Annotated in this window: 27 protein-coding genes and 2 tRNA genes; 7 read left to right on the top strand and 22 right to left on the bottom strand. The window is 58.9% G+C overall.

Annotated elements, in window-relative coordinates; translation table 11 throughout:
• Positions 1-61 precede the first annotated feature (61 nt).
• From AU182_RS06255 to AU182_RS06245, 3 genes are all read right to left on the bottom strand, one after another.
• A complete protein-coding gene (locus tag AU182_RS06255) occupies positions 62-1,165 on the bottom strand; it encodes a phosphoribosylaminoimidazolesuccinocarboxamide synthase (protein ID WP_066962531.1) in 1,104 nt (367 codons plus the stop codon).
• 76 nt (positions 1,166-1,241) lie between these two features.
• Complete coding sequence (locus AU182_RS06250; RefSeq protein WP_066962528.1) at positions 1,242-2,348, bottom strand: AI-2E family transporter; 1,107 nt, start codon at positions 2,346-2,348, stop codon at positions 1,242-1,244.
• A gap of 64 nt (positions 2,349-2,412) precedes the next feature.
• The gene (locus AU182_RS06245) at positions 2,413-2,697 is read right to left on the bottom strand and encodes a sulfurtransferase TusA family protein (protein WP_066962525.1); all 285 of its coding nucleotides are present in this window, start codon (positions 2,695-2,697) and stop codon (positions 2,413-2,415) included.
• 165 nt (positions 2,698-2,862) lie between these two features.
• On the opposite strand from AU182_RS06245, the gene AU182_RS06240 reads away from it, so the two are divergent.
• The gene (locus AU182_RS06240; RefSeq protein ID WP_066962522.1) at positions 2,863-4,368 is read left to right on the top strand and encodes a M48 family metalloprotease; all 1,506 of its coding nucleotides are present in this window, start codon (positions 2,863-2,865) and stop codon (positions 4,366-4,368) included.
• Positions 4,369-4,477: 109 nt separating this feature from the next.
• Here the strand turns inward: AU182_RS06240 and nadA are convergent, their stop codons facing one another.
• The 18 genes from nadA to AU182_RS06150 all read right to left on the bottom strand — a co-directional run bounded on the left by nadA (position 4,478) and on the right by AU182_RS06150 (position 18,301).
• Positions 4,478-5,554: a quinolinate synthase NadA gene (gene nadA, locus AU182_RS06235; protein WP_066962519.1), complete on the bottom strand. Its 1,077-nt coding sequence runs from the start codon at positions 5,552-5,554 to the stop codon at positions 4,478-4,480.
• 205 nt (positions 5,555-5,759) lie between these two features.
• Positions 5,760-5,835, bottom strand: a tRNA-Lys gene (locus tag AU182_RS06230).
• Between the two features lie 130 nt (positions 5,836-5,965).
• A tRNA-Lys gene (locus AU182_RS06225) sits at positions 5,966-6,041 on the bottom strand.
• Positions 6,042-6,201: 160 nt separating this feature from the next.
• On the bottom strand, positions 6,202-6,876 hold the full coding sequence (queC, locus tag AU182_RS06220) for a 7-cyano-7-deazaguanine synthase QueC (RefSeq protein WP_066962517.1): 675 nt from the start codon (positions 6,874-6,876) through the stop codon (positions 6,202-6,204).
• Positions 6,877-6,918: 42 nt separating this feature from the next.
• Complete coding sequence (queE, locus tag AU182_RS06215) at positions 6,919-7,569, bottom strand: 7-carboxy-7-deazaguanine synthase QueE (RefSeq protein WP_153039146.1); 651 nt, start codon at positions 7,567-7,569, stop codon at positions 6,919-6,921.
• Between the two features lie 199 nt (positions 7,570-7,768).
• Positions 7,769-8,596 carry a tol-pal system protein YbgF gene (gene ybgF / locus AU182_RS06210; RefSeq protein ID WP_227718148.1) on the bottom strand — a complete coding sequence of 276 codons (828 nt, stop codon included), beginning with the start codon at positions 8,594-8,596 and terminating at the stop codon, positions 7,769-7,771.
• A 15-nt stretch (positions 8,597-8,611) separates the two neighbouring features.
• The gene (locus AU182_RS06205; protein ID WP_066962512.1) at positions 8,612-9,091 is read right to left on the bottom strand and encodes an OmpA family protein; all 480 of its coding nucleotides are present in this window, start codon (positions 9,089-9,091) and stop codon (positions 8,612-8,614) included.
• A 134-nt stretch (positions 9,092-9,225) separates the two neighbouring features.
• Positions 9,226-10,521, bottom strand: a complete 1,296-nt coding sequence (tolB, locus tag AU182_RS06200) for a Tol-Pal system beta propeller repeat protein TolB (RefSeq protein WP_227718304.1) — start codon at positions 10,519-10,521, stop codon at positions 9,226-9,228.
• On the bottom strand, positions 10,521-11,282 hold the full coding sequence (gene tolA, locus AU182_RS06195; protein ID WP_066962507.1) for a cell envelope integrity protein TolA: 762 nt from the start codon (positions 11,280-11,282) through the stop codon (positions 10,521-10,523). Before tolA ends, tolB begins: the two co-directional genes overlap by 1 nt.
• A 19-nt stretch (positions 11,283-11,301) precedes the next feature.
• Positions 11,302-11,733 carry a protein TolR gene (gene tolR, locus AU182_RS06190; RefSeq protein ID WP_066962504.1) on the bottom strand — a complete coding sequence of 144 codons (432 nt, stop codon included), beginning with the start codon at positions 11,731-11,733 and terminating at the stop codon, positions 11,302-11,304.
• A 20-nt stretch (positions 11,734-11,753) separates the two neighbouring features.
• The gene (gene tolQ / locus AU182_RS06185) at positions 11,754-12,443 is read right to left on the bottom strand and encodes a protein TolQ (RefSeq protein WP_066962502.1); all 690 of its coding nucleotides are present in this window, start codon (positions 12,441-12,443) and stop codon (positions 11,754-11,756) included.
• 3 nt (positions 12,444-12,446) lie between these two features.
• Positions 12,447-12,851 (bottom strand): tol-pal system-associated acyl-CoA thioesterase, encoded by a 405-nt coding sequence (gene ybgC / locus AU182_RS06180; protein WP_066962499.1) that lies wholly within the window; start codon positions 12,849-12,851, stop codon positions 12,447-12,449.
• Between the two features lie 127 nt (positions 12,852-12,978).
• Complete coding sequence (ruvB, locus tag AU182_RS06175) at positions 12,979-13,998, bottom strand: Holliday junction branch migration DNA helicase RuvB (protein WP_066962496.1); 1,020 nt, start codon at positions 13,996-13,998, stop codon at positions 12,979-12,981.
• Between the two features lie 17 nt (positions 13,999-14,015).
• The gene (gene ruvA / locus AU182_RS06170; RefSeq protein ID WP_066962493.1) at positions 14,016-14,627 is read right to left on the bottom strand and encodes a Holliday junction branch migration protein RuvA; all 612 of its coding nucleotides are present in this window, start codon (positions 14,625-14,627) and stop codon (positions 14,016-14,018) included.
• 43 nt (positions 14,628-14,670) lie between these two features.
• On the bottom strand, positions 14,671-15,201 hold the full coding sequence (gene ruvC, locus AU182_RS06165) for a crossover junction endodeoxyribonuclease RuvC (protein WP_153039145.1): 531 nt from the start codon (positions 15,199-15,201) through the stop codon (positions 14,671-14,673).
• A gap of 148 nt (positions 15,202-15,349) precedes the next feature.
• Entirely contained in the window at positions 15,350-16,093 is a 744-nt protein-coding gene (locus AU182_RS06160; protein WP_066962487.1) for a YebC/PmpR family DNA-binding transcriptional regulator, read from the bottom strand.
• A gap of 96 nt (positions 16,094-16,189) precedes the next feature.
• Positions 16,190-17,968, bottom strand: a complete 1,779-nt coding sequence (gene aspS / locus AU182_RS06155; RefSeq protein ID WP_066962483.1) for an aspartate--tRNA ligase — start codon at positions 17,966-17,968, stop codon at positions 16,190-16,192.
• 78 nt (positions 17,969-18,046) lie between these two features.
• The gene (locus AU182_RS06150) at positions 18,047-18,301 is read right to left on the bottom strand and encodes an FmdB family zinc ribbon protein (protein WP_066967590.1); all 255 of its coding nucleotides are present in this window, start codon (positions 18,299-18,301) and stop codon (positions 18,047-18,049) included.
• A gap of 311 nt (positions 18,302-18,612) precedes the next feature.
• Here AU182_RS06150 and AU182_RS06145 point away from each other — a divergent pair, with 311 nt between their 5' ends.
• The 4 genes from AU182_RS06145 to AU182_RS06130 all read left to right on the top strand — a co-directional run bounded on the left by AU182_RS06145 (position 18,613) and on the right by AU182_RS06130 (position 22,918).
• Positions 18,613-19,041, top strand: coding sequence for an HU family DNA-binding protein (locus tag AU182_RS06145; RefSeq protein ID WP_066962480.1), 429 nt, complete (start codon positions 18,613-18,615; stop codon positions 19,039-19,041).
• Positions 19,042-19,245: 204 nt separating this feature from the next.
• Entirely contained in the window at positions 19,246-20,976 is a 1,731-nt protein-coding gene (locus AU182_RS06140; RefSeq protein ID WP_066962477.1) for a proline--tRNA ligase, read from the top strand.
• Positions 20,977-21,234: 258 nt separating this feature from the next.
• Positions 21,235-21,795, top strand: coding sequence for a lytic transglycosylase domain-containing protein (locus AU182_RS06135; protein ID WP_066962473.1), 561 nt, complete (start codon positions 21,235-21,237; stop codon positions 21,793-21,795).
• Positions 21,796-21,859: 64 nt separating this feature from the next.
• Positions 21,860-22,918: a helix-turn-helix transcriptional regulator gene (locus AU182_RS06130; RefSeq protein ID WP_066962470.1), complete on the top strand. Its 1,059-nt coding sequence runs from the start codon at positions 21,860-21,862 to the stop codon at positions 22,916-22,918.
• A 311-nt stretch (positions 22,919-23,229) separates the two neighbouring features.
• Here the strand turns inward: AU182_RS06130 and AU182_RS06125 are convergent, their stop codons facing one another.
• On the bottom strand, positions 23,230-23,547 hold the full coding sequence (locus tag AU182_RS06125) for a cytochrome c5 family protein (RefSeq protein ID WP_082859487.1): 318 nt from the start codon (positions 23,545-23,547) through the stop codon (positions 23,230-23,232).
• 286 nt (positions 23,548-23,833) lie between these two features.
• Between AU182_RS06125 and AU182_RS06120 the strand changes: the two genes are divergently transcribed.
• Both AU182_RS06120 and AU182_RS06115 read left to right on the top strand, forming a co-directional pair.
• Positions 23,834-24,685 (top strand): peptidyl-prolyl cis-trans isomerase, encoded by an 852-nt coding sequence (locus AU182_RS06120; RefSeq protein WP_066962467.1) that lies wholly within the window; start codon positions 23,834-23,836, stop codon positions 24,683-24,685.
• Complete coding sequence (locus AU182_RS06115; protein WP_066962464.1) at positions 24,682-25,716, top strand: HupE/UreJ family protein; 1,035 nt, start codon at positions 24,682-24,684, stop codon at positions 25,714-25,716. The genes AU182_RS06120 and AU182_RS06115 overlap by 4 nt, the downstream gene beginning before the upstream one ends.
• Positions 25,717-25,760: the final 44 nt, after the last annotated feature.

Genomic DNA, 25,760 nt, shown 5'->3' with positions numbered 1-25,760 from the left:
CAAAAAACCCGGCAATCTAGCCGGGTTTTTTGTATTCCTGCGGCACTTGCCGTCGATGGGTTCAGTCGATCAGACCATAGTCATCCCGCAGTACCTGGACAATTTCCGCCTTGGGGTTGTCCGACAGGGTCAGCTTCTCGCCAATAATCTTTTCCGCGATACCCACGTAGGTGGCCGACACCTGCATCAGCATGGCCTCCGGCAGCGCGTTGTCGCGGGCCAGGGCCTCGCGCTCATCCATACGGTCCTTGTTTAGCAGGATATCCGGGTCTGGAAAATGGTTCAGCAGCGCCTGGCGGAAGCCCTCCTTGGAGTTTTCCACAATTTCGCCGTTGCGGTAACGCTCACCATCCCAAATACGCGATGAGTCAGGCGTACCCACTTCGTCCATGTAAATCAGTTTTTGCTTGCCCTGCGCATCCGTTACGTAGCCAAATTCAAATTTGGTGTCGACAAATACCTGATCCAGCTGGGCCAGTTCCGCAGAAATCACATCGAAGCCTTCTTTCAGCAACTGCTCGTAGCGGTCAATGTCTTCTGCACAGCGGAAGTTGAACGCGGCAAAATTGCCTTCGATATTCTGGCGGGTGATGTTCACATCGTCGGCTTCGGGGACGCCGGGAACGCCCTTGAGAATACCCTTGGTAGACGGGGTGATCAGCAGCTCGGGAAGTTTCTGGTCTTTGCTCAGTCCATCCGGGAGTTGGATACCGCAAAATTCGCGCTCGCCCTTGCTGTAGGCTCGCCACATGGAACCGGTAATGTACTGTCTGGCAATCGCCTCGATCATGACCGGGCGCGCCTTCTGCACAATCCACACCGCCGGATGGGGGATATCCAGGATGTGGCTATCCGCCAGCCCCTGTTCCTTGAATCGTTTGAACCAGTGATTGGCGATGGCGTTAAGCGCCGCACCTTTTCCCGGCACACCGCGCAGGCCGCCTTCCCCATGCCAGATACAATCAAACGCGGAAATCCGGTCGGAGATCACCATCACCGCCAATGGCGCATCAAGTGCCACCGGGTAGCCTTTTTCCTGGATCAGGCGACGACTGTCCGCTTCGGTCAACCAGTAGACGGAACGGACTTTACCGCTGTGGACGGGCTTGTCAGTGCGAATTGGCAGGTCGTTATTGACTGCCAGTACGGTATCGGCATGGCTCATGGATTGTCCTAGTTGGTTAACCGGGGGCCGGAAACAGGCGGCGAACTCTAGCAAATCCCCGGTAAGCGAGACAGGGTTATTCCGCGGTTTCCTGCGGCAGATCCTCCACCTCACGGGCCTGCCAGGCAGCCTGATGTTCCGAGGTGGGCCAGGCATTCAGGATCGCCTTGGCCAGGGTTGCCAGCGGGATCGCAAAAAACACCCCCCAGAACCCCCAGATCCCGCCGAACACCAGCACCGCCAGAATGATGGCCACCGGGTGCAGATTCACCGCTTCTGAAAAAAGAATAGGCACCAGTACGTTGCCGTCGAGCAGCTGAATCATGCCGTAAGCAAACATCAGCCAGAAGAACTCGCTGCTCCAGCCCCACTGAAACAGGCCAATGGCCGCCACCGGGATCGTCACCACCGCCGCGCCAATGTATGGAATCAGTACCGACAGGCCAACCGCCACCGCCAGCAGCAACGCATAATTAACCCCAAGCAGCAGGAAGGCGGCGTAACTGGTGACCGCCACGATAGCGATCTCGATGACCTTGCCACGCACATAGTTGGCGACCTGATCATTCATTTCATACCAGATCTGGCGCAGCATGGGCCGCTTGTTCGGCAGGAAGGATGCGCACCAGCCCAACAACTTGCCGGAATCCTTGAGAAAGAAAAATACCAGGATCGGAACCACCACCAGGTAAATCAGCACTCCCGCCAGCACCGGTAGATTGGCCAGGGAAAATGTCAGCACCGTCTGCCCCAAGCTTCCCAGTTCACTGCCCAGGGTATCCACAATTTCATCAATCTGCTGTGCCGTCACCAGGCGCGGGTACTGCTCCGGCAGCAACAGCAGCAGCTCCTGGCCACGGTCCATCATGTTCGGCAGTTCGGAGAACAAGCGCACAGTCTGGCGGGAGATGATCGGCATCACCACGAACAGCAAGCCAACAATGGTGCCCACCAGAACCAGGCAGGCAATGCTGACCGCCAGCCAGTGCGGCGCCTTCCAGGTCTGCAGCCGCTGCACCATGCCCTGCATCAGGAAGGCAATCACCAGGGCCGCCAGCACGGGCGCCAGAACCGGGCCCAGCGTTGCCAGCACGATAATCGCGGCCAGCAACAGCAGCACCAGCAGTACCACCTCTTCCTGGCTGAAATAGCGATTTATCCAACCCCTAATAATCGCAAGCATAAATCCTGTTCTCTCAATACTCTGAATGGTTATTGGCAGTTCAACGCCACAGGCACGCCTGTGGTCACCGCGCGTCGTCCGCTGGCTGCAGCCAATAGTGAAACTCGCTGCCGCGGATTTCGACCCGCCGTAACGGTACACCAGCGAGGGTACAAAAGCTGCGAATATCCCGTTCGGAAGCGGGATCTGTGGCGATCAGGTGCACAAGTGTCCCCGGCGCCACCTGCTTCATGGCTCGCCGCATGGCCAGCAAAGGCTGCGGGCAGGGAAGCCCGCGGGCATCTACCCTGTAAGCAGACTCCCAATCAAATTCCGGGGACGGTGTGGCGTTGAAGGACGAGTCAGTCATAGTTCAGCGGTAAAGAACCGTAAATGCCGCGAATTATAACGGCGCTACCGGGTCAATGGGTCACCACATCGAACCTTTTACCGCTGAACTGATCAAAACCTCGACACTCTCACAGGGTTACGTATAGTGTTAGCGGTAGGCAACCCGGCAGGCGCAGTAGAGAATATGACCGAGATCCTTACATCATTCAGCCCTTCCTGGAAGCGCTGCTGGCAGCGGCTCCGCCGGGGCGCGGCGGGCCTCACCGCCGGCCTGCTACTGGGCACCACGCCGATCGCCGCCACCGCTCAGGATGGCCACCATATCCAACTACCGCAGCTGGGTGATACCAGCAGCGGACTCGTGTCGCGAGCGCGGGAGAAAGAACTGGGTGAAATGTGGCTGCGCATGTTCCGCAGCCAGGTCCGCACCTCCAGCGACGCACTGCTGCAGCAGTATGTGGAAAACTCCCTCAAGGCCCTCGCCGAATACAGTCCCCTGGAAGACAAGGCCCTCGACGTCGTGGTGGTGAATAACGACACCATGAACGCCTTCGCCGTGCCCGGTGGCGTGGTCGGCGTACACACAGGCCTGTTCCTGTTCGCAGAGAATGAAGACCAGTTCGCCTCGGTACTTGCGCACGAACTGGCGCACCTCAGCCAGCGCCACTATGCCCGCTCCCTCGAAGCCCAGCGCAACAGTACCATCCCCACCCTCGCGGGCATGCTCGGCGCCCTGGTGCTGGCCGCCACCGCCGGTGGCGATGCGGGGCTCGCGGCAATGACGGCAACCCAGGCGGCAGCATTGGACAACCAACTGCGCTTCTCCCGCCAGAATGAACAGGAGGCGGATCGGGTCGGTATCGAGACCCTGGCCAAGGCGGGCTTGAGCCCTCAGGCGGCCGGCGAAATGTTCGAACAGATGCTCAAGGCAACCCGCTATTATCGCCGCCCGCCGGAGTTCCTGCTCACGCACCCGGTGACCGAAAAGCGCATAGCAGATGCCAAGCTGCGCGCGAACCGCATGGAAAAGATCCCCCTGCGCGACAGCCGCGAATACCACTTGATGCGCGCCCGTATCCGCGTCAACGCCGAGGCCACCCCACAACAGGCGGTAAAGCGCTTCCAGGCGGAACTGCGCGGCATTAACGACAACGAGGACGCCGCCCGCTACGGCCTGGCACTGGCGCAAACCGCTGCGGGCAAACCGGACACCGCACTGGAGACCCTGCAGCCACTACTGGACAAGGAGCCCGACAAGGATGCCTTTATCCTCGCCCGGGCCGATGTAGACTTGGTGCGGCAGGACTACAACAGTGCCACCCGCCGCCTGCAGAATGCCGTAAACAAAAACCCGAAAAACCATGCGCTGATCATGGGTTTGGCAAACGCGCACTTTAAAGCCGGAAACTATCTCGCGGCGGAACGCATTCTGAAAAAACACAGCCGTGTGCGCCGCACGGATCCCGCGGTTTGGTACCTGCTGGCTGAGACCCACGGGCTGGCCGGTGATATTGTCGGTGTGCATGAAGCGCGTGCGGAGTATTACATCCTGAATGGCGTGTTCGACAAGGCACTGCAGCATCTGCGCCACGGTGTACGCCTGGCCAAGAACGACTACCAGATCCACGCGATTCTGCAGCAGCGCATGAAGGATGTGATCAAGATGCAGGAGAAGGCCAGAGAGCTCTGACCACAGAGGCCTGACCACAGAACTCTTACCAGAGAATTCTTTCCAGAGAACCTGGGCGGCCTGGCCCGCCCCAAAAAAAAGAGCGGCAATTGCCGCTCTTTTTTTATGTTCAGTCCAGAGGTTTGCGGAAGTCCAGCATCCGCTGCAAGGGCATCATGGCCCGCTTGCCCAGCTCCGGGTCGACAAGGATTTCGTTGTCGCCTCGTTCCAGAACTCCGCAAAGATTCTCCAGAGAGTTCATCGCCATCCAGGGGCAGTTGGCACAACTGCGGCAGGTAGCGCCGGAGCCAGCGGTGGGAGCAACAATCAGCTCCTTGTCCGGGCACTGCTGTTGCATCTTGTAAAAGATGCCCTGATCCGTGGCCACAATAAATTGCTTGTTCGGGCGGGTCTTCGCGGCGTTGATGATCTGCGAGGTAGACCCCACAACATCTGCCAACTCTACCACCGCCGCCGGCGACTCCGGGTGCACCAGCACGAGCGCCTCGGGATAAAGCGCCTTCAGGTCGGCAACCCCCTTGGCCTTAAACTCTTCGTGCACGATGCAGGCACCATCCCACAACAACACATCCGCACCGGTCTGTTTCTGCACGTAGCCACCGAGGTGCTTGTCCGGTGCCCACAGAATTTTTTCACCCTGGGAATCCAGATAATCCACCACGTCCAACGCAATGCTCGATGTCACCACCCAATCTGCACGCGCCTTTACCGCCGCGGACGTGTTGGCATAGACCACCACTGTGCGATCGGGATGCTGATCGCAGAATGCGGAGAATTCTTCAATGGGGCAACCCAGATCAAGGGAGCAGGTCGCTTCCAGGGTCGGCATCAACACGCGCTTGTTGGGCGTCAGGATTTTCGCCGTTTCGCCCATAAACTTCACCCCGGCAACGATCAGGGTGTCGGCCTGGTGCTGCGCGCCAAACCGCGCCATTTCCAGGGAGTCAGAAACACAGCCACCAGTCTCTTCCGCCAGCTGCTGAATCAACGGGTCGGTATAGTAATGCGCGACCAATACGGCGTTCTGCTCTTTCAACAAGCGTTTAATGCGCTCGCGCCAGAGGTTCAACTCCTCTTCGCTATATTGGTGCAACGTCGGGTGCGCCAGGTGGTCCTGAATAAAGTCCCGCGCATCAATCGCATTGGGTGCCGAAGTGGTGGCAATTTTTTCGCTGCTGTCTGTCATGAGTCTCTGATACTGCCGGGAAAAGACCGCATTATACCGATCCGGAAAAATTTCGCCGCGCTACGCATAGAAGCGACCAGCGCCCACTGCTGTTGACCACAGAAGATGATCAAACGACACCAATATTCTAGCGTCTAGACGTAGAGCCGCCGAGAAAAGGCTGCAAACACGCGGCCAGGGAAACTTGAAGGGAATCTTGAGGAAATGGTGGGTCGTGCTGGATTCGAACCAGCGACCAATTGGTTAAAAGCCAACTGCTCTACCAACTGAGCTAACGACCCTTAAGATTGCCGGACATCAACTCGCTGAGCGGATGCTTGGCTAACTGCTTGTATAACCCGACTTGCGGCGGATTTTTTATGGCTACTGGCTCGAAGAAGCGCTTCGGAAAGCCAGTAACAGGAGGGAAGATGGTGGGTCGTGCTGGATTCGAACCAGCGACCAATTGGTTAAAAGCCAACTGCTCTACCAACTGAGCTAACGACCCTTGACCCCTCAACCTGAGGAGCTGCGTATCTTACGGATCTAATCCGAAAACACAAGACCCGATCACAAAAAAAATTACCTGAAAATATAAGGGCTTAGAGGCTCTCAATCCCGGCGCACCGGGCCTTCCCCGGAGACAGGAAAGCCTTCATACATACCCTTCACACATACACTGTTGGATCGACCAGCCCTGCCTCGGCAAAGCCCGCAGCGCGCAGGCGACAGCTGTCGCAACGGCCACAGGCCGCGCCGTCGGCCTGCGCCTGATAGCAGCTCACGGTAAGGCTATAGTCAACCCCCAGCTCCGTGCCGCGTTTGACGATATCCGACTTGCTCATGCGCATCAGCGGCGCGCGAATGCGCAGCTTGTGACCTTCGACACCAGCGCGGGTGGCCAGATTCGCCATTTTCTCGAAAGCATCAATGTATTCGGGCCGGCAGTCCGGGTAACCAGAGTAGTCAACGGCATTCACACCCACAAAAATATCCTGCGCGCCCAGCACCTCGGCCCAGCCAAGGGCGATCGACAGAAATACAGTATTGCGGGCCGGCACATAAGTGACCGGTATACCAGAGGTCTCTACTTCCGGTACGTCGATACTGTCGTCGGTGAGCGCGGAGCCGCCAATGACCCGTAAGTCCAGCTTCACTACCTTGTGCTCGAGCGCTTCCAGGTCTGCCGCTACGCGCTGCGCGGCCATCAACTCCGCACTGTGCCGCTGTCCATAATCGAAGCCCAATGCAAAACACTGGTAGCCCTCGGCCCGCGCCATGGCGAGGACGGTGGCAGAATCCAGGCCCCCAGATAGCAAAACGACGGCTTTTTTGTCACTCATAACACAATCCATAGTCAGTCTCGGTGGCTGCCACCCGAACCATCACACGCCGGGCACATCACCCCACAGCAATTTGTGCAATTGCATCTGCATGCGTACGGGTAACCCATCTTCCAGTATCCACTCGGCCAACTGCCGGGGCGCCAGCTGCTCGTAGCTGGGGGAGAAAAGTACCTCACCGACCCGATCGACCAGTCCGTACTGGTCCAGGGTAAATCGGGCCCAGTCGTAATCCCCTCGATCACAGATTACGAACTTGATTTGATCATGGCGGCCAAGCAGCGGGATATTTTCCATGCGATTGCGCGCTTGCTCACCGGAAGCCGGTGTTTTCAGGTCCACAACACGGGACACTCGCCCATCGACCCCATCCACCGGCATGGCGCCGCTGGTCTCCAGGGAGACCCGATAGCCCGCGTCACACAGCAGCGTTAAAAGCGGTAGGCAGTTGGGTTGAGCCAGGGGTTCACCCCCGGTCACACACACATGGCGAGCGGGGTAGCTCTCGATCTTCTGCAAGATTTCCGCCAGCGTCATGCGCTCGCCGCCGTAAAAGGCGTATTCGGAGTCGCAGTAGGTACAGCGCAGCGGGCAGCCAGTGAGGCGGACGAACACCGTGGGCAGCCCGGAATCACGCGCCTCTCCCTGCAGGGAGTAAAAAAGCTCGCTGATTCTTAGCGACTCAATAGTCATATCACCCGAAGGCTGCACTGTGCCGGTTTGCACGCTTGTCATCTCGCCCATATGTTCGTTGCAACAGTCTCGAGGTCACCCCGGCGCCAAAAGCCGGACACCACATATAAAAACGCCCGGGAGGCCAATGCCACCCGGGCGCGGGATCATAGAGTTTTTTTGATCACAAAACCAGCACCTCACCGGTGCTGCGGCCGGCTTACTGGAAGTTTTCCTTCAAGTACTGTTTCGCCAGCCCCGAGGCGCGGGCATCGCTGGCCGCCACCTGCTCCAACAGTTCTTTAGCCTTGGCCTTGTCGCCCAACTGGTAGTACACGGTACCCAGCTTGTAACGACCGTCCCACACCTTGCTGGAATTGGGGTAACCGTCCAGCAGCGCCACAAACCAGGTGCGGGCCTCTTCAATGTTCCCCTGCACCAGTGCGATCTCACCTAGCCAATAGTTGGCATTGGGTGCGTACTGGCCATTGGGGTAGTCGTCGAGCAGGCTCTTGAAGGCCTTGCTGGCACCGTCGTAATCGCCGTTTCGGGCCAAACCAAAGCTGGATTGGTAACGATCGCGCTCATTTTCGCTGGCGGCGGCAGCGCCACCACTCGCCGGGGCCTGGGCCTGGGCAGCGGGACTGGCCGCGCCAGCACCACCGGAAGCCGGGGCATCGGTTGCGGGAGCATCGCCGGTCAACTTGGATAGACGGCGGTCGAGGTCCATGTAGTCTTCGGTGCGCTGTTGACGCAGCCGCTTGACCTCGTGCCGAAGTTCCTCCACCGCGCCGCGCAATTCCTGGACTTCCTGCTGCAGAACCTGCATCTGGTAGTAGGCGTCAGCCTGAGGATTTGCCTGCAGGTTACCGGCCGAGGTATCGGTCCGGCTAGCCAGCTGCGGATAACTGGGGGGAGGAGGTGTTGCAACGCCACGATTGCGGCCGCTGTCACTGGACAGGTCGACAATCGGGGCCTGCGAATATACGCACGGAACCGCAGCCATAAAGGCTGCGGCTACCGCGATTCTTCTAATCAGAAAAGACAATTGCATGCTTCCAGATTAGTTGATTACCACGCGACGGTTCATGGCGCGGGCGCTTTCGCTGGAACCTTCAACAGCCGGACGCTCTTCGCCGTAGCTGATCACTTCCAGGTTAGCGGCGTTTACGCCCTGAAGCACCAGGAAGTCGCGTACGGCGTTAGCACGACGCTCACCCAGGGCCAGGTTGTATTCGCGGGTGCCCAGCTCGTCGGCGTGGCCTTCCAGACGTACGGTGCCAGCAGTGGCGCCGCGCATACGGTCAGCGTGCTTGATCAGCAGCTCACGCGTAGAAGGCTTCAGCAGGCTCTGGTCGAAGTCGAAGTAAACGACGTTGTCCAGCGGCACTACAGTTTCGGTAGCAGTGGTATCTTCCACTACCGGAGGAGGGGTTTGCTCAACCATCTGGTTGGCGCTGTCGTCGGTGTCGGTGCTGGAACAACCGGCCATTACTGCCAGTACGCAAGCCAGACCCAAGCCGGTTTTAACTGATTTGAACATAAACAACTCCGCTTTAGTGTTATCGAGAAATCCTGTAAGGGGTAAAACCCGGTATTAAATCAGGGTTTCGCTTCTTCTTATTTGTTTGATCTCACACTTGCCGCAAAAAGATAATATATACGACAGGTACTGCATCAATCAAAGTAAGGCGACCACGCCGGCTCGCGGACATTTCCCTGCTGAGAAGGCAGGCTGTACTTAACCCCGGCATCCAGCGACACCGCAGCTAGAATACCCTTGCTCCCCCGCTTGGTGGCGTACATCAGCATCGCGCCATTGGGCGCAATACTCGGGGATTCGTCCAGGCGCGTCTCCGTAAGGACACGCATTTGTCCGGATACGATGTCCATCGTAGCGATCGTAAAAACCCCCCTGCTACGATGCACCATAACCAGTGTTTTGCCATCGGGGGATACCCGCGGACGCGCGTTGTAGTCGCCGTCGAAGGTTAAGCGGTCTACTTGACCCGTGGCAAGAGTCAATTGATAAATTTGTGGTTTACCTCCCCTATCCGAGGTAAAAACCAGCGATTTTCCATCGGGCATCCAGTTTGGTTCGGTGTCGATGGAGAAGTGGCGGGTCAATCGGGTAAAGCGACCACTGGCCAGATCCAACACGTAAATCTCGGGATTGCCGTCTTTAGAGAGCACCATCGCCAACTTGGAGCCATCCGGCGACCAGGTGGGCGAGCTGTTTAGCCCCTTGAAGTTGGTGAGCTGCTGACGCGCGCCGGTACGCAGGTTTTCGCGGAAAATCGCCGGACGACCTGTCTCGAAAGACACGTAAGCCACTTCCTGACCATTGGGTGACCAGCTCGGTGACATCACCGGTGCACTAAAGCGACGGATCTGACGTGCGCGCGCGCCGTCGATGTCCGACAGCATCAGCGCATAGCTGGGTTGCCCGCCGCGCTGGGTCTCCTGCACGTAGACCATCTGGGTGCCAAAGGCCCCGCGAATACCGGTAATCGCCTCGAACACCTCATCCGCTGCCCGGTGGGCAATATCCCGCAGCTGCTGTGCGCCGCCGGTGACCTGTTTGGTAAACACCTTGCGCTGCCCGAAGATATTGACCAGGTCAAAGCTCAACAGGTAGCCATTGGCCTGGGGCTGCATACGGCCGGTGACCACATACTCGGTGCCCAGCATGCGCCAGTCGCGAAAGCTCACCTGCTCTGGGGTCTTGGGGAAAGACAACATATCCTCCCGCGGCACCGGCGCGATCAGCCCGCTGCGGCGCAGGTCGGCGGCAATGATCGCCGATACATCCTCGGCCAGGACGCCGCTGCCGGACCAGTCAAACGGCACGACCGCGACCGGGGTGGGATTATCGTTACCGTCGACAATTTCAACCACCAGCTGGGCGTGGGCGGAAACCGCCAGCACACAGCCGAGTAACGTGGTGAGAAGAAGTGAGACTGTTTTTTTCATCATTGGCGCAGGCCTTCGACTCTGAATATCAGTTTGGTGGTTCGTATCTGGCGCTCAAACAGCGATGGTTCCTCACGGGCGACCTCAGCCACCTCGGGGAATACCTCAACCTTCTTGACCGCGGTGAGCACCGATCTGTCCACGGCCGCATTGCCACTGCCTTTGGTAATGGTTGAGGCAATCACCCTACCGGTGGGTACGAAATTGATCTGCACTTCTACCACCATGCCATTGCGGGCGCTGGGCGGCCGGCTCCAGACCGCCTCGATGCGCTGCTGAATGGCCTGGGCGACCGACATCACCGCCGCGGAATCATCACTGGCTTCCTGCAGAAACTCCTCATCTTCCAGCGCGTCCTCAAACGCACTCTTGCGCTCCTGCTCCAGCCGTTCCTTGCGTTCTTTTTCCTTGCGGGCCTTCTCCTCCGCCTCGCGCTTCTTGCGGGCGGCTTCGGCCTTGCGTTTTTTCTCTGCCTCGAGCTTCTTTTTGCGCTCAGCCGCGGCCTTGCGCTTCTTCTCAGCCTCGTCTCTGCGCTGGCGCTCCAGCTCCTGCTGACGACGCTTCTCCCGCAGATCTACCTTGGGAGGCGCTTTGGGCTTGTCCGATTTGGATTCCAGCTGCACCAGCTTGGCCTGTACGAACTTTGGCATGGGCTTGAGCTCACGCTTGTGCTCCGCCTCCCAGCCAAACGTAAGCACTGCGATCAAAAGCGCATGCAAAGCCACACTGATAACGATAGCCGGGCCGTAGGAGCCTTTCATACTTGCCTCTTGCCCCGGATCACTCTGACGGCGGTTCGGTAACCAGTCCGACGCTTGGCGCCCCGGCCTGCTGGAGATGGGTCATGGCACCCACGATCAAGCCGTACTTGGCGTCCGTATCGCCCCACACCAGAACCGGCGTTTTCGGCTTCTGGCGCAGCACCTTGGCCACGGTGTCCTTGATCTCCTTCAACGGCTTGGCGACTTTTTCATCTTCACCGAGATTCAGGTAATAGGTCCCATCCGCCTTCACCGACACGATCAATGGCTCGTCATCGGTGTCTTCAATCGGTGCGGAGGGGGCATCCGGCAGGTCCACCTTCACACCCTGCATCAGCAGGGGCGCGGTCACCATAAAGACGATCAGCAGCACCAGCATGACGTCGATGTACGGCACCACATTGATCTCGGAGACCAGCTTGCGCTTCGGAGCCTTGCGAAAATTGCTCATGGTTTCGCTGTCCTCGCGCCTCAGCTAGCGTGCACTTTGCGATGAAGGATGGAGGAAAACTCCTCGGCGAAGGTCTCATAGCTGGACAGCAGCCACTCCGCCCTGGCGGAATAACGGTTGTACGCCATGACCGCAGGGATGGCGGCAAACAGGCCCATGGCGGTTGCCACCAGTGCCTCGGAGATACCCGGCGCGACAGTGGCAATGGTGGCCTGATGCATGGTGGCGAGACCACGAAAGGAGTTCATGATGCCCCACACGGTGCCAAACAGGCCGATATAAGGACTGACGGAACCCACTGTGGCGAGGAACGGCAGGTTCATCTCCACCTTTTCCTGCTCGCGTGACATGGCGACCCGCATCGCCCGCTCGGTACCCTCCATCACGGCCGCAGGGCTGCTTTTACCCTGCTGGCGCAGACGTGTGAATTCGGTGAAACCGGCGCGGAACAGGGACTCCACCCCGTCGATGCCGCCCTTCTCCGCGGCGGCATTGCCATCGCGAAACAGCTGGTTCAGGTCTGCACCCGACCAGAATTTGCGCTCGAAGTTGATCATGGACTTGCGCGCCCGCGACAGATAGCTGCCACGCTGGATGATCATCACCCAGGAGATGACCGAGGCCAGCAACAGCATCAGCATCACCAGTTGCACCAGCAGGCTGGCGCTGGAAATCAGGCCCCAAAGAGAAAGTTGTTCACCGGCATTCATGTTTTAACTCGCTGCCTTCAATGCTTGATAGATGGTTTCAGGTAGTGCGCAGGGTTTGCGGCTGGCATCGTCCACACAAGCCACTTTGACCACGCCCTCGCAAATAATTTCATCGCCGCGCCAGATTTTCTGTTCGAAGGTAATCGCGGCACGCCCGAGCTTGCCAATACGGGCCGAGGCTCGCAGCGCATCGTCCAGTATTGCAGACCGGCGGTACTGGACCTCAGCGGAATGCACCACCAGCAGCAACCCCTGCTGCGGCATGGCGGGCTTATCATAGCCGAGGGCGCGAACCAATTCTGTGCGCGCGCGCTCCATATACTTTAAATAATTGACGTAATACACGATTCCGCCAGCGTCCGTATCCTCGATATAGACGCGAATGGGAATAGAGAAAGGTTCTGACACACACCGTCCTTAATTGACCGACCGCAGACGCGTTTTTGTTGTTGATAGCGGTTTGGGGGCCGCCGGTGCGATTTCAAGGGCACTCAGCGGCGACAACAGGACATGCTACAGGATCGCGACCGGTTCGTCAGGTACGGTCCGGGGCGGGAATACCGAAGTGCGCATAGGCCAGCGCCGTCACCACACGCCCACGGGGAGTGCGCGCCAGGTACCCCTGCTGGATCAGATAGGGCTCCAGCACATCTTCAATGGTATCCCGCTCTTCACTAACCGCCGCCGCCAGGCTGTCCACGCCCACCGGACCGCCATCGAATTTCTCGATCATGGTCAGCAATACGCGCCGGTCGAGCTGATCGAAGCCACTGGCATCCACATTGAGCATGTTCAGTGCCCGGTCAGCGGTCTCGGTGCACACGTGGCCGTTGCCCTTCACTTCCGCGTAATCCCGCACACGACGCAGCAGGCGGTTGGCAATACGCGGGGTGCCGCGGGCGCGGCGCGCCACCTCGTGGGCCCCGCCCTGGTCCATGGCCACCCCCATCAACCCGGCAGAGCGGGCGACGATGCTGGTGAGATCTTCTACCGAGTAGAACTCCAGACGCTGCACGATACCGAAGCGATCCCGCAGCGGTGATGTGAGCAGTCCCGCCCTGGTGGTGGCTCCTACGAGGGTAAACGGCGGCAAATCCAGCTTGATGGAGCGCGCCGCAGGCCCCTCACCGATCATGATATCCAGCTGGTAGTCTTCCATCGCCGGATACAGCACTTCTTCCACATGGGGACTGAGGCGGTGAATCTCATCGATGAACAACACATCGCCAGGCTCGAGGTTGGTCATAATGGCGGCGAGGTCGCCGGCCTTTTCCAGCACCGGCCCGGACGTGGTCTTGATCGCCACGCCCATCTCTGCCGCAATGATGTTGGCCAGGGTCGTTTTACCGAGCCCGGGCGGACCAAATACTAGCGTGTGGTCCAGCGCTTCCTTCCGCAGCTTGGCGGCCTGGATAAAAATTTCCATCTGCTCGCGCACCACCGGCTGGCCCACATAATCGGCCAGGGTTTTCGGGCGCACGGCGCGGTCGTACTGTTCCTCTTGCCCGGAAGGGCCGATGGGTTCGGGGGCGATCAGGCGGTCGGCTTCAATCACAGGGTCATCTCAATACGTTATGCAGGGGCCATGCTTTTCAGGGCGAGGCGGATCAGGGTCGCGCTATCGGCTTCGGGCTGCTCCTTGGCGGCGCGGGCGACCATCTTGCTGGCGTCGGTGGGCTTGTAACCCAGCGCGGCCAGCGCGCTCTCCGCTTCACCGGCATGGTCGACCTGTGGCTCGGCGCTGGCAGCCATCAGCGGGATGTCACCCAGGTCACCGCTCTGCGGGGTCAGCTTGCCACGCAGCTCGATGATCAGTCGTTCGGCGGTCTTCTTGCCCACACCGGGTACTTTCACCAGCGCGCCAACATTGTCGTCTGCCACACAGCGCGCCAGTGCGGCGCCGTCGAGGCCGGACAGGATGGCCAGAGCCATTTTCGGACCGACACCGTTGACCTTGATCAGGGTACGGAACAGCTGCCGGTCGGATTCACGAATAAATCCAAACAACTGCTGGGAGGTTTCCGATACCGCCAGATGGGTATGCAGCTGCACGCTACCGCCCAATTGCGGCAATTCAAAGATGGTGGTCATGGGGGCCAGCACTTCGTAGCCCACACCCTGTACGTCTACCAGTAATTGCGGGGGCTGTACGGCGGCCAGTTTGCCGGTGAGTCTTCCGATCATAGGTGTTCCAAGTTGTTATTTTCCGTGGAAATAGCCACTTCCATTAACCGATGCTCAAGCGTCCGCGCCGGAACCGGGTACGAGATCCAGCCGAGGTCTGAATCAAAGTCTGCATCGTATGCATATGACACAGCGCCACCGCGAGGGCATCCGCGGCATCTTCCTGCGGTGAGGCCGGCAGCTTGAGCAGGGTTTTGACCATATGCTGCACCTGCAGCTTGTCCGCACCACCGTTTCCCACCACTGCCTGTTTCACTTTGCGTGCTTCGTACTCCGAGACAGCCAGATCCGCATGGGTGGCAGCAACGATCGCCGCCCCCCTCGCCTGCCCCAGCTTAAGCGCCGAACCGGCACTCTTGGACATAAACACATTCTCGATCGCCATCTGCTGCGGCTGATACTGCTGGGCAATCTGGCTTACGGCATCAAATATGAGCTTCAGGCGCTCCGGGAGTGGGCCATCGGGGAGCTTGATCACCCCACTCGCCACATAGCGGGCGCTGGAGCGCTCGACGTCGATGAGGCCGTAACCGGTTTTGCGCGAGCCGGGATCGATTCCCAGAATTCGGGTCACGGCGGGCCACCCCCTGTACATTTATACAATTGTTTGCGGAAGTGTCCCAAGGCGACGCCGGGGCGTCAAGGCTGACCGCCGGGTATATCGGCGGCAGATACAAAAATGCCCCGAAATTCGGGGCATTGGGTGGTGGCATCTGGCGAATCTACGCGAGCTCCGCCATCACCTCTTCCGGAATGTCAGCATTGGTGTACACATTCTGCACATCATCCAGGTCTTCCAGCATATCCACCAGTGCCATTACCTTCTCCGCGCCGTCTTTGTCCAGCGGGATGGTGGTGGCCGGAATCATGGCGATTTCCGCATTGTCCGGCTTGAAACCGGCTTCGGTAAGCGCGTCTTTCACCGGCATGTAGTCGGTAAACTCGGTGGTGACTTCGATGCTGCCATCGTCGTTGGTTTCGATGTCCTCGGCGCCGGCTTCCAGAGCGGCTTCCATCAGCACGTCTTCATCGGTACCCGGCTCAAAGTACATCTGACCCTTGCGCGCAAACAGATAAGCAACGGACCCATCGGTGCCCAGATTGCCACCGCGCTTGGTGAACGCGTGGCGCACCTCGGCCACGGTACGGTTGCGGTTGTCGGTCAGGCACTCCACCAGTACCGCCACGCCACCCACACCGTAACCCTCGTAGGTCACCGCTTCGTAGTTATCACCATCCGCATTGCCAGCGCCGCGGGCGATGGCCTTGTCGATGGTGTCGCGCTTCATGTTCGCGCCCAGGGCCTTGTCGATCGTGGCGCGCAGGGTCGGATTGTCTTCCGGGTTGGGGCCAGACTTCGCGGCCACGGTCAGCTCGCGAATGATCTTGGTAAAAATCTTACCCCGCTTGGCGTCCTGAGCCGCCTTGCGGTGCTTGATGTTGGCCCATTTACTGTGTCCCGCCATCGATGAATCTCCGGTCTTTCTCCAATAAGGTGGCTTAAAGGTGGCTTACTTTGCTTCGCGCCCCCGGCGCACACCGGGGGTGTACGTTCAGAAACTTTAGCCCACTTGCTCTTCTTTCTGACGCAGGCGGATGCTCAGTTCACGCAACTGCTTGGCGTCCACGGCGCCCGGTGCGTCGGTCATTACACAGGCCGCGCTCTGGGTTTTCGGGAAGGCGATGACGTCGCGAATGGAATCGCTGCCAGTCATCAGCATCACCAGGCGGTCGAGACCGAAGGCCAGACCACCGTGGGGTGGCGCACCGTATTTCAGCGCATCCAGCAGGAAGCCAAATTTCTCACGCTGCTCCTCCGCGCTGATGCCCAGCGCACGGAATACGGTCTGCTGCATATCCTGGTTGTGAATACGGATGGAGCCGCCACCCAGCTCGGTGCCGTTTAGCACCATGTCGTAGGCACGGGACAGGGCTTCCAGTGGGTTTTTCTCCAGCTCTTCCGCCGCGCAGGAGGGGGCGGTAAACGGATGGTGCAGTGCGGTGATGCTGCCGTCGTCGTTCTCTTCGAACATCGGGAAGTCCACCACCCACAGCGGCGCCCACTCTGCCACATACAGGTTGAGGTCTTCACCCAGCTTGCAGCGCAGCGCGCCCAGCGCTTCGGACACAACCTTGCCTTTATCAGCGCCGAAGAAGATCAGGTCGCCGTTCTCCGCCTGCAGGCGATCGAGAATCGCCCCGCGCACCTCGTTCGGCAGGAATTTGACGATTGGCGACTGCAGTCCACCTTCAAGGTCCGCCTTGTCGTTCACCTTGATATAGGCCAACCCCTTGGCGCCGTAGATAGACACATACTTGGTGTAATCGTCGATCTGCTTGCGGGTCAGCTTGTCGTTGCCGCCGGGCACTTTGAGGGCGGTGACGCGGCCTTTCGGGTCGTTGGCCGGGCCGGAGAAGACCTTGAAGTCCACTTCCGTCATCAGATCCTTGATGTCCACCAGCTCCAGAGGAATACGCAGGTCCGGCTTGTCGGAGCCAAACTTGGCCATGGCTTCGGAGAATGGCATACGCGGGAATTCACCCAGCTCCACCCCTTTCAGCTCTTTGAACAGCTTGCGAATCATGTTCTCGGTGATGGACATGATGGCGTTTTCATCGAGGAATGCGGTCTCGATATCGATCTGGGTAAATTCCGGCTGGCGGTCGGCACGCAGGTCTTCGTCGCGGAAACACTTGGCGATCTGGTAGTAGCGATCAAAGCCAGACACCATCAGCAGCTGCTTGAACAGCTGGGGCGACTGCGGCAGGGCAAAGAACTTGCCACCGTGGGTGCGGCTCGGCACCAGGTAATCGCGCGCGCCTTCCGGGGTGGCCCGGGTAAGGATCGGGGTCTCGATGTCGAGGAAACCTTCACCATCGAGGTAGTTGCGGATAGCGGTGGTGAGCTGCGAGCGGAAGCGCAGGTTGTGCTGCATCTCATTGCGACGCAGGTCCAGGTAGCGGTACTTGAGGCGCACGTCTTCGCCCACCGCGGTGTGCTCGTCCAGCTGGAAGGGCGGGGTTTCCGCACTGTTGAGGATTTCCAGCTGCAGGCCGTACACCTCGATTTCGCCGGTGACCATGTTGGGGTTCACCGCCTCCGGTGCACGGGCGCGCACGCGGCCGGTTACTTTGAGGACATACTCGCTGCGCACTCGGTCGGCAAGCTCAAAATGCTCTGCGGCATCCGGATCGAATACCACCTGGGCGATGCCATCGCGGTCGCGCAGGTCGATGAAGATGACTCCACCGTGATCGCGGCGGCGGTCTACCCAGCCACACAGGGTTACTTCGCGGTCAATATCGGCGGATCGCAGGGCGCCACAGTAGTCGGTGCGCATGGAGTCTTATTCCCTTAGTAATGTTTCGATTCTGCTGGTTGTTCTGGATGCCGCCTGTCTTAGCTTGGCCCAGATGTGTCAGCTGGCTTTGGATTCGGTGCCACTTCCGCTGCTGGATTTGGCGGCATCACCGGCAAGGTTCTTCTTGCTGCCGGTTTTGAAGTCGGTTTCGTACCAGCCGCCGCCCTTCAGGCGAAAGCCGGCCGCACTGATCTGTTTGCTCAGCTCCGCCTTGTTGCAGGCGGGGCAGTCTTTCAGCGGAGCATCGCTCATACGCTGCAGGGCTTCCAGATGGTGGCCACAGGCCTTGCACTGGTATTCATAGATAGGCATCGTGATTACCCGGATCTCACTGAATATAAAGGGGCGCAGATTATACATGAGCACCTGCGAGGGAAGAAGAAGCCTTTAATTTGAGGGCACCCGCCACCCAGACGCTGTGCGTGCGGCGGGATTTGAGGGCCATTTTTCGAGCAAAACCCTGTAAAAAAGCACTTTTTTTCTGTTTTTACCCCGTGCGCGCGGACAAAAACTGGATATACTTCAGCTCAGTACTTGGGTAAGCCTAGGCCCCACAGCCCGGTAAGCCTTGTTGTACACACACTTTCACTGGAAAAACACGTATATAAAGAAGGAAGCTAACGATGGCCGCAAAGAAGAAAGCCGCAGCTAAGAAAGCCCCCGCCAAGAAGACTGCAGCCAAAAAGGCTCCAGCCAAGAAAGCCGCAGCCAAGGCCGCTCCGGCCAAGAAAGTGACTGCGATCAAAGAGAAGTACACCAAAACCCAGATTCTGAATCAGATCGCCGAGAAAACCGAGCTGTCCCGCAAGCAGGTGCAGTCGGTACTCGACGAACTGACCGACGTGATCGAAGGCCACGTGAAGAAGCGCGCAGTAGGCGAGTTCGCCCTGCCCGGCCTGATGAAGATCACCACCGTGAAAAAGCCGGCCAAAAAGGCGCGCAAGGGTATCAACCCGTTCACCGGTGAAGAGACCGTGTTCAAGGCCAAGCCTGCGAGCATCCAGGTAAAAATTCGCCCGCTGAAGAAGCTCAAGGAAATGGCCGAGTCCTGATCCCCGCTGCGTTCAGCCCCGAAAACCCCGCTTTTGCGGGGTTTTCTGTTTTTGGAACACGAGCTTTGTGCGAATTGCGCTCCTTGGCGGCACCTGCACCTTCGCATCGAGTTCGGTGGCCCCTACCAAAACCCGCCCCCACCGGCGTAAAATGGCCGCCCTCTAACTTTCCCCTAAATTCCACCGACAGAAAAAGAAAGCACTATGCGCGCATCCCGCTATCTGATCGCCACCCAGAAAGAAACCCCCAATGACGCAGTGGTCATCAGCCACCAGCTGATGCTGCGCGCCGGCATGATCCGCCGCCTGTCCTCCGGACTCTATACGTGGCTGCCCACGGGTCTGCGGGTACTGCGCAAGGTCGAGAACATTGTGCGCGAGGAAATGAACAACGCCGGTGCACTGGAAGTACTGATGCCGGTGGTACAGCCGGCCGAGCTGTGGGAAGAATCCGGCCGCTGGCAGCAATACGGCCCGGAGCTGCTGCGTATCCAGGACCGCCACAACAACCCCTTCTGCTTGGGTCCCACCCACGAAGAAGTAATCACCGACCTGATTCGCAACGAAGTCAACAGCTACAAGCAGCTGCCGGCCAATTTCTACCAGATCCAGACCAAGTTCCGCGACGAGATCCGCCCCCGCTTCGGCGTTATGCGCGCCCGCGAGTTCACCATGAAGGACGCCTACTCCTTCCATGTAAACGCGGACTCCCTGCAGGAAACCTACGACGTCATGCACGATGCCTACTGCCGTATCTTTGACCGCATCGGCCTCGACTACCGCCCGGTGCTGGCGGATACCGGTTCCATCGGCGGCTCCCACTCACACGAGTTTCATGTGCTGGCCCAGAGCGGTGAGGACGATATCGCGTTTTCCTCTGAAAGCCGCTACGCCGCTAACGTGGAACTGGCCGAAGCCGTGGCCCCCGCAGGCGAGCGCCCGGCGCCAAGCAAAGACATGCAGGAGCTGCACACCCCGGGGCACAAAACCATTGCGGCGCTCGAGGAAGCATTCGGTATCGCCGCCAATACCTCGGTCAAAACCCTGATTGTGTTGGGTGAAACCGCGGAAGAAGGCGACGAGGCGCCACTGGTGGCGCTGGTGCTGCGCGGTGACCACGACCTGAATGAACTGAAGGCAGAGAAACTGCCCGGTATTGCCAGCCCGCTGCAGTTTGCCCCGGAAGCGCGCATTGCCTCGGAGCTGGGCTGTGGTATCGGCTCCCTGGGCCCGGTGGGCATGAACATTGATGTGGTGGTCGACCGTGCCGCCGCCCACCTGGCGGACTTCGTGTGTGGCGCCAACAAAGACGACTACCACCTGACCGGTGTGAACTGGGAGCGCGATGTAGCGCTGGGCCGGGTCGAAGACCTGCGCAACGTGGTACCGGGCGATGCCAGCCCGGATGGCAAAGGCACTTTGGAGATCAAGCGCGGCATCGAGGTTGGCCATATTTTCCAGCTGGGCACCAAGTACAGTGAAGCGATGAATGCCACGGTACTGGACGAGAACGGCAAGGAGCAGGTGATGGCCATGGGCTGTTACGGCATCGGCGTTTCCCGCGTGGTGGCCGCAGCCATCGAGCAGAACCACGACGATGCGGGCATCATCTGGCCGGAAGCCATCGCGCCGTTCCAGCTGGCGATTGTGCCGATCAACATGCATAAGAGCGAGGCGGTGCAGCAGAAGTGTGAGCACATCTATGAAGCGCTCTCGGCGAAAGGCATTGATGTACTGCTGATGGACGAGCCGAAAGCCCGTCTCGGCGGCATGCTGGCGGATACCGAGCTGATGGGCATCCCCCACCGCATCGTCGTCGGCGACCGCGGACTGGAGAAAGGCAATATTGAGTACAAAGGCCGTCGCGATTCTGAGAACCAAGAGTTTTCTGCGGATCAGATTCTGGATATCCTGCTGGAGAAGATTGCCCACTAAGCTGCCGGCTTCGAGGTTCTTTGGGACTTCGTAAGCAAGTCCGGTGGCGGCCAAGCACTGGGGGAAGGGTTTCAGGACCACTGTGAACCCATCCCTGGGCGCTTCGGCGCAAACATCCTGTTTGCGACGATCCTGAAACCCTTCCCCCAGCGCTCGTCCTTCGCATCTCACCGAGAGCTACGGCGGACTCGCTAGAGCCCTAAGACTTGATGCGAAGCCCCTGCCCTTCCCCAGCCCATTCCCGTAAAATCTCACCCCATGATAAGAAAAGTTCTCTCCACATTGCTGCTGTGCCTGCTCAGCACCGCGGGCTACGCCCAGGTCAAGCAGGTGGACCCCCAGCTACTGGCCGCGCTCAAAGGTGCCGTGACCGAAGCCGACTCCTTCGTCGACCGCTTCGATGCCGAAGTGTGGCTGATGTCAAAGTCCCAACCCCTGGCCCGCTACATCAAGGAACCGGAAGAGCGCATGCGGGTACTCAAGGCCATACACCGGGAGGCCACACGCGCGGGGCTGCAACCGGAAATCGTGCTGGCCGTGATACAGATCGAAAGCGCATTTAACCCCTACGCGGTGTCCCGCGTGGGTGCCCAGGGCATGATGCAGGTGATGCCCTTCTGGAAGAATGAAATCGGTCGCCCGGAAGACAACCTGATCGACATGGACACCAATCTCCGCTACGGGTGCACCATCCTCAAGCACTACATCAAGAAAGCGAAAGGCAATATGCCCAACGCCCTGGCCTACTACAACGGCAGCTACGGCCGTCATACCTACAGCCGCAAGGTGCTCGATGCCTGGGTCGATCGCTGGCGTTGAGTGTGCAGACCGGTAGCGTGTGGAAGGCGTGGAAACGTAATAAGAGATAAACCCGAGGTAGCCGATGGATTATCGCTTTTTTACCGGCGCCGCCTGCGCCCTGCTGCTGCTCGCCGCGGCACGCATCGCCATCGGACACCGTCACCGGGTTGGCAGCCACTGGCTTCTGATTCTGATGCTCGGTGCATTTTTGTATCTGCTGCGCCCGTTACTGAATGACCACAACGGGCTGACAGACCTGCTGATCGATCTACCCACACTCCTGATTCCCGGTGCGTTCTGGGTGTTCACCCACCAGCTGTGCAACGACAAAGAATCATTTCCCCGCTGGGGCTGGGTCTTGATCGGGACGGAAATTGCGATCGACCTTGCCAGCCAACTGCATCTGCATGCATTTTTTTATCTGCTGGCACAACCCTGCAAACTGGGACTGATCGGTGCGGGCCTTGCGACCCTGCTGCAACAGCTGCAGTCCGACCTGGTGAACGAGCGCCGGCAATTGCGCATTGGCCTGCTGATCGCGATCGGCAGTTACATGGTGATTGTGGTGTGCGCGGAATTTGTATTTTCCTATTTTCCCATTCCATCGGGTGTTGCCACCCTGCACGCTATCATGGCCAGCGCTCTCGCCTTCGCCGCCTGCCTGTGGTTGCTCGCCCTGTCTCCCAGAGCCCTGGAAGAATCACTTCCCAGCATTGCGGATGAGCCGGAACCAACCACACAGCGTCACACGGCCCCGGCGGCGTCACCCGCACAGCCAGAACCATTGGACGCAAACCAGCACGTTTTGCTGACAAAATTACAACAGCACATGCAAGCGGGCGGATATCGCCATACCGGCCTGACTATCCGTGAGCTGGCGGATCAACTGGCAACCCGCGAGCACGCGTTGCGTGCACTGATCAACCAGCACCTGGGGTTCCGTAACTTCAACGAGTACCTGAATCAATTCCGCATCGATGAAGCCAGCCGCCGCTTATGCGACCCCAATGAAGCGCACCTGCCGGTACTCTCGATTGCACTGGATATCGGTTATCGCTCGCTGAGCCCGTTCAATGCGGCCTTCAAGCGCCGTCATAACCAGACGCCCACCGAGTTTCGGCGAGCGCATTTGCCCGAGTGAACCAGCCATCGCGCCGGCGCCCCCCCACATCGAATACAAAAGCGGGGCAAACCCTGCGTGAGTGACGAGGTTGACAAAGAGATGGATGAAAAGAAAGGGAAAATAAGGAGTGTAAAAATCCGTCAGATTTTTTTGGCTTACCAAGCCAAACGCTGCCACTTGGGCCACACTGAAACTTGCAGGATCTGTTCCGCAGGCGAATAGCCCAGTCACCACCTTGTCTGCGGACAGGTTCCTGCAAACTTCTCAAATACCCGTCCCCACCCGCGCAACAGAACGACTGAAGGCCCAGTGCGGCCGCCTGTGCCCACTTACTGTTTGGGCTCGGACATAAACTTGATCAGCGCCTTGTACTCCTCGTCCGTGCAGTCTGCACACAGGCCGCCGGGAGGCATGGCATTCATCCCATTTTTAATGGAACTCACCAGCGCATCCATACCCTTGTCGAGACGCGGCTTCCAGGCCTCCGGGTCATGTACCTTGGGTGCATTGGCAACGCCACTTGCGTGGCAAACATGACAGGCACGCTGATACTTTTCCTCAATGGTCTCCGACACGGCAATGGCAGAAAAGCCCGCCACACACGCCGTCAAGATGCCGCACACCGCGGTATGAATCATTGATTTCATAAATTCGCCTACTCCATTGGTAATCACTATCAAGTGTAAGTCTGGCAGCCCACGCTAACGCGCCTGCCCAAACTGGCCCGTTAATGACGGACAACTATATACACGGCACCGGCGGTATCCAAATCTCCTTAGGGATTCCAGTTCAAAAATGAAATACCTGCCAAGCGCGGTGTTGGCTTCAAGGGCCTCCGCAGCAAATTCCTAATCTTGAACTATCCTCAATGGGCACAGGAATACGTGTGCAACGAGCCGTCGTCAAAAAAAGAGCATAATTCGGAGTTCGTGAATGGACTTGCGTTGGATCAAGGATCCCAGCTTTCAATTCGCCGCGGTTGGCGCCGCACTCTTCGCCCTCCATGGACTATTCCAGACCGTCTCCCCCGGAGAGGGACAGGAAATTGTCATCACCCAGAACCGTATCCAGCACCTGTCCAATGTCTTCGAGCGCGGCTGGCAACGTCCCCCGGGGCCCGACGAGCTGCAGGGCTTGATCGACGAATATATCCGCGAAGAAGTGCTGTACCGGGAAGCGGTCAAAATGGGGCTGGACGAAAACGATACCGTGATACGCCGCCGGTTGCGGATGAAGATGGAGTTTCTCGCGAAAGATCTGGTGGACGCCATTGAGCCAACGGATCAGGTACTGGAAGCGTACTACTCCAGCAACATCGAAAAGTACACCGTGCCCTCCCACTACTCTTTTGAGCAGGTGTTTCTCGACAGCGGCAAACGCACAGAAGTCGCTGAGGATGCGCGACTCGTACTTACCAAGCTCACCGCCGGCACCGATCCGCAGACGCTCAGCGACAGCAATCTTCTGGAATTTAGCTATGACAACGTGAGCAGCGAGCGCATTGACCGGTTGTTTGGCAGTGATTTTTCCCAACAGTTTCTCGAGCTGGAAACCGGCCAGTGGGCGGGGCCGCTCACCTCCGCCTATGGCGAGCACCTGGTCCGAATTTCATCCTACGAGCCCCGGCATCAGGCCGACTTCACCGAAATTAAAGCGGATGTACTGCGCGACTGGCAGCAGGCAGAGCAGAAAAATATTCTGCAGGCCCAGTATGAAACCCTGCGCGCAAACTACCGAATTCGTGTTGCGGCACCGACCGCAGGGGACGCGGAGGGCGCACAATGAGACGCCTGCTACTGTGGATCGCCCTGCTCTGCACCGCCCTCTCGGCCAGCCTCCCCAGTATCAGCTTCGGCCATGAACTGCGCCCGGCCGCCCTAAGTATCGTGCAGACCGCAGCGGAACAGTTCGATGTAACCTGGCGAGTCCCCGCCCGTGGCGAGATGCGTCTTTCACTCTATGTACAGTTTGATGACCAGACCCTCGAGCGCAGCTTGCCCAGCGCCCAGATGGTCGGAGGCTACTACGTTGAGCGCTGGGCAATTTCCCATCCGCAGGCACTGGTCGGCAGCACACTTTCCATCGAAGGGCTCGCCAATACCATGACCGACGCGCTGGTGCGTATCAGCTGGCTGGATGGGCGGGAACAGATCAGGCGCCTTATGCCAGACCAAACCCAGCTGCAGGTCGAAAACCGGGCGGGCATGCTGCAGGTTGCGGGAACCTATTTTGTGCTGGGTATCGAGCATATCCTGCTGGGCATCGACCACCTGCTGTTTGTGCTGGCCCTGGTGGTTCTGGTGAGTGGCGGCGGGCAACTGGTCGCCACGATTACCGCCTTTACACTGGCGCACAGTATCACTCTGGCGCTTGCGGTACTGGGAGTGGTCACCGTGCCCCAGGCACCGGTCGAGGCCGTCATAGCATTAAGTATCGTGTTTATTGCCACAGAAATTCTGCACAAGCTGGAAGGGCGTAAGACACTCGCCATACGCAAGCCGTGGGTGGTGGCGTTTGGATTTGGTCTACTGCATGGACTCGGCTTTGCCGGCGCCCTGTCTGAAATCGGGGTTCCGGAGCATGCCATCCCCCTGTCTCTGGGGCTGTTCAATATCGGCGTGGAAGCGGGTCAACTGGCGTTTATTGCCGGCGTTGCGGCACTGATGCACCTGCTGCGGCGGGTAAAACCGGTGCAATTGTGGGAGGTACGTACCGGCACCTCGATCACGGCGGCCTCTGCGCTGCCGGTCGCTTATCTGGTGGGCGGGCTTTCCGCCTGGTGGCTGATCGACCGCACCATCGCGCTGGTGGTTTAATCCCCGCGGGCGCCGGGACCAGTCCGACCAGCCCAATCAGGTCG

The organism is Microbulbifer sp. Q7 (assembly GCF_001639145.1).
Taxonomy (GTDB): domain Bacteria; phylum Pseudomonadota; class Gammaproteobacteria; order Pseudomonadales; family Cellvibrionaceae; genus Microbulbifer.
Note: the sequence above shows the minus strand (reverse complement) of the source record. Positions and strands in the feature narration are given on the sequence as shown.

Excerpts from the sequence above, each read along its gene's own strand:
- AU182_RS06255 (WP_066962531.1), bottom strand. The coding sequence starts at position 1,165 with ATGAGCCATGCCGATACCGTACTGGCAGTCAATAACGACCTGCCAATT.
- AU182_RS06250 (WP_066962528.1), bottom strand. The coding sequence starts at position 2,348 with ATGCTTGCGATTATTAGGGGTTGGATAAATCGCTATTTCAGCCAGGAA.
- AU182_RS06245 (WP_066962525.1), bottom strand. The coding sequence starts at position 2,697 with ATGACTGACTCGTCCTTCAACGCCACACCGTCCCCGGAATTTGATTGG.
- AU182_RS06240 (WP_066962522.1), top strand. The coding sequence starts at position 2,863 with ATGACCGAGATCCTTACATCATTCAGCCCTTCCTGGAAGCGCTGCTGG.
- nadA (WP_066962519.1), bottom strand. The coding sequence starts at position 5,554 with ATGACAGACAGCAGCGAAAAAATTGCCACCACTTCGGCACCCAATGCG.
- queC (WP_066962517.1), bottom strand. The coding sequence starts at position 6,876 with ATGAGTGACAAAAAAGCCGTCGTTTTGCTATCTGGGGGCCTGGATTCT.
- queE (WP_153039146.1), bottom strand. The coding sequence starts at position 7,569 with ATGACTATTGAGTCGCTAAGAATCAGCGAGCTTTTTTACTCCCTGCAG.
- AU182_RS06205 (WP_066962512.1), bottom strand. The coding sequence starts at position 9,091 with ATGTTCAAATCAGTTAAAACCGGCTTGGGTCTGGCTTGCGTACTGGCA.
- tolB (WP_227718304.1), bottom strand. The coding sequence starts at position 10,521 with ATGAAAAAAACAGTCTCACTTCTTCTCACCACGTTACTCGGCTGTGTG.
- tolA (WP_066962507.1), bottom strand. The coding sequence starts at position 11,282 with ATGAAAGGCTCCTACGGCCCGGCTATCGTTATCAGTGTGGCTTTGCAT.
- tolR (WP_066962504.1), bottom strand. The coding sequence starts at position 11,733 with ATGAGCAATTTTCGCAAGGCTCCGAAGCGCAAGCTGGTCTCCGAGATC.
- tolQ (WP_066962502.1), bottom strand. The coding sequence starts at position 12,443 with ATGAATGCCGGTGAACAACTTTCTCTTTGGGGCCTGATTTCCAGCGCC.
- ruvA (WP_066962493.1), bottom strand. The coding sequence starts at position 14,627 with ATGATCGGAAGACTCACCGGCAAACTGGCCGCCGTACAGCCCCCGCAA.
- AU182_RS06160 (WP_066962487.1), bottom strand. The coding sequence starts at position 16,093 with ATGGCGGGACACAGTAAATGGGCCAACATCAAGCACCGCAAGGCGGCT.
- aspS (WP_066962483.1), bottom strand. The coding sequence starts at position 17,968 with ATGCGCACCGACTACTGTGGCGCCCTGCGATCCGCCGATATTGACCGC.
- AU182_RS06150 (WP_066967590.1), bottom strand. The coding sequence starts at position 18,301 with ATGCCTATCTATGAATACCAGTGCAAGGCCTGTGGCCACCATCTGGAA.
- AU182_RS06145 (WP_066962480.1), top strand. The coding sequence starts at position 18,613 with ATGGCCGCAAAGAAGAAAGCCGCAGCTAAGAAAGCCCCCGCCAAGAAG.
- AU182_RS06140 (WP_066962477.1), top strand. The coding sequence starts at position 19,246 with ATGCGCGCATCCCGCTATCTGATCGCCACCCAGAAAGAAACCCCCAAT.
- AU182_RS06135 (WP_066962473.1), top strand. The coding sequence starts at position 21,235 with ATGATAAGAAAAGTTCTCTCCACATTGCTGCTGTGCCTGCTCAGCACC.
- AU182_RS06130 (WP_066962470.1), top strand. The coding sequence starts at position 21,860 with ATGGATTATCGCTTTTTTACCGGCGCCGCCTGCGCCCTGCTGCTGCTC.
- AU182_RS06125 (WP_082859487.1), bottom strand. The coding sequence starts at position 23,547 with ATGAAATCAATGATTCATACCGCGGTGTGCGGCATCTTGACGGCGTGT.
- AU182_RS06120 (WP_066962467.1), top strand. The coding sequence starts at position 23,834 with ATGGACTTGCGTTGGATCAAGGATCCCAGCTTTCAATTCGCCGCGGTT.
- AU182_RS06115 (WP_066962464.1), top strand. The coding sequence starts at position 24,682 with ATGAGACGCCTGCTACTGTGGATCGCCCTGCTCTGCACCGCCCTCTCG.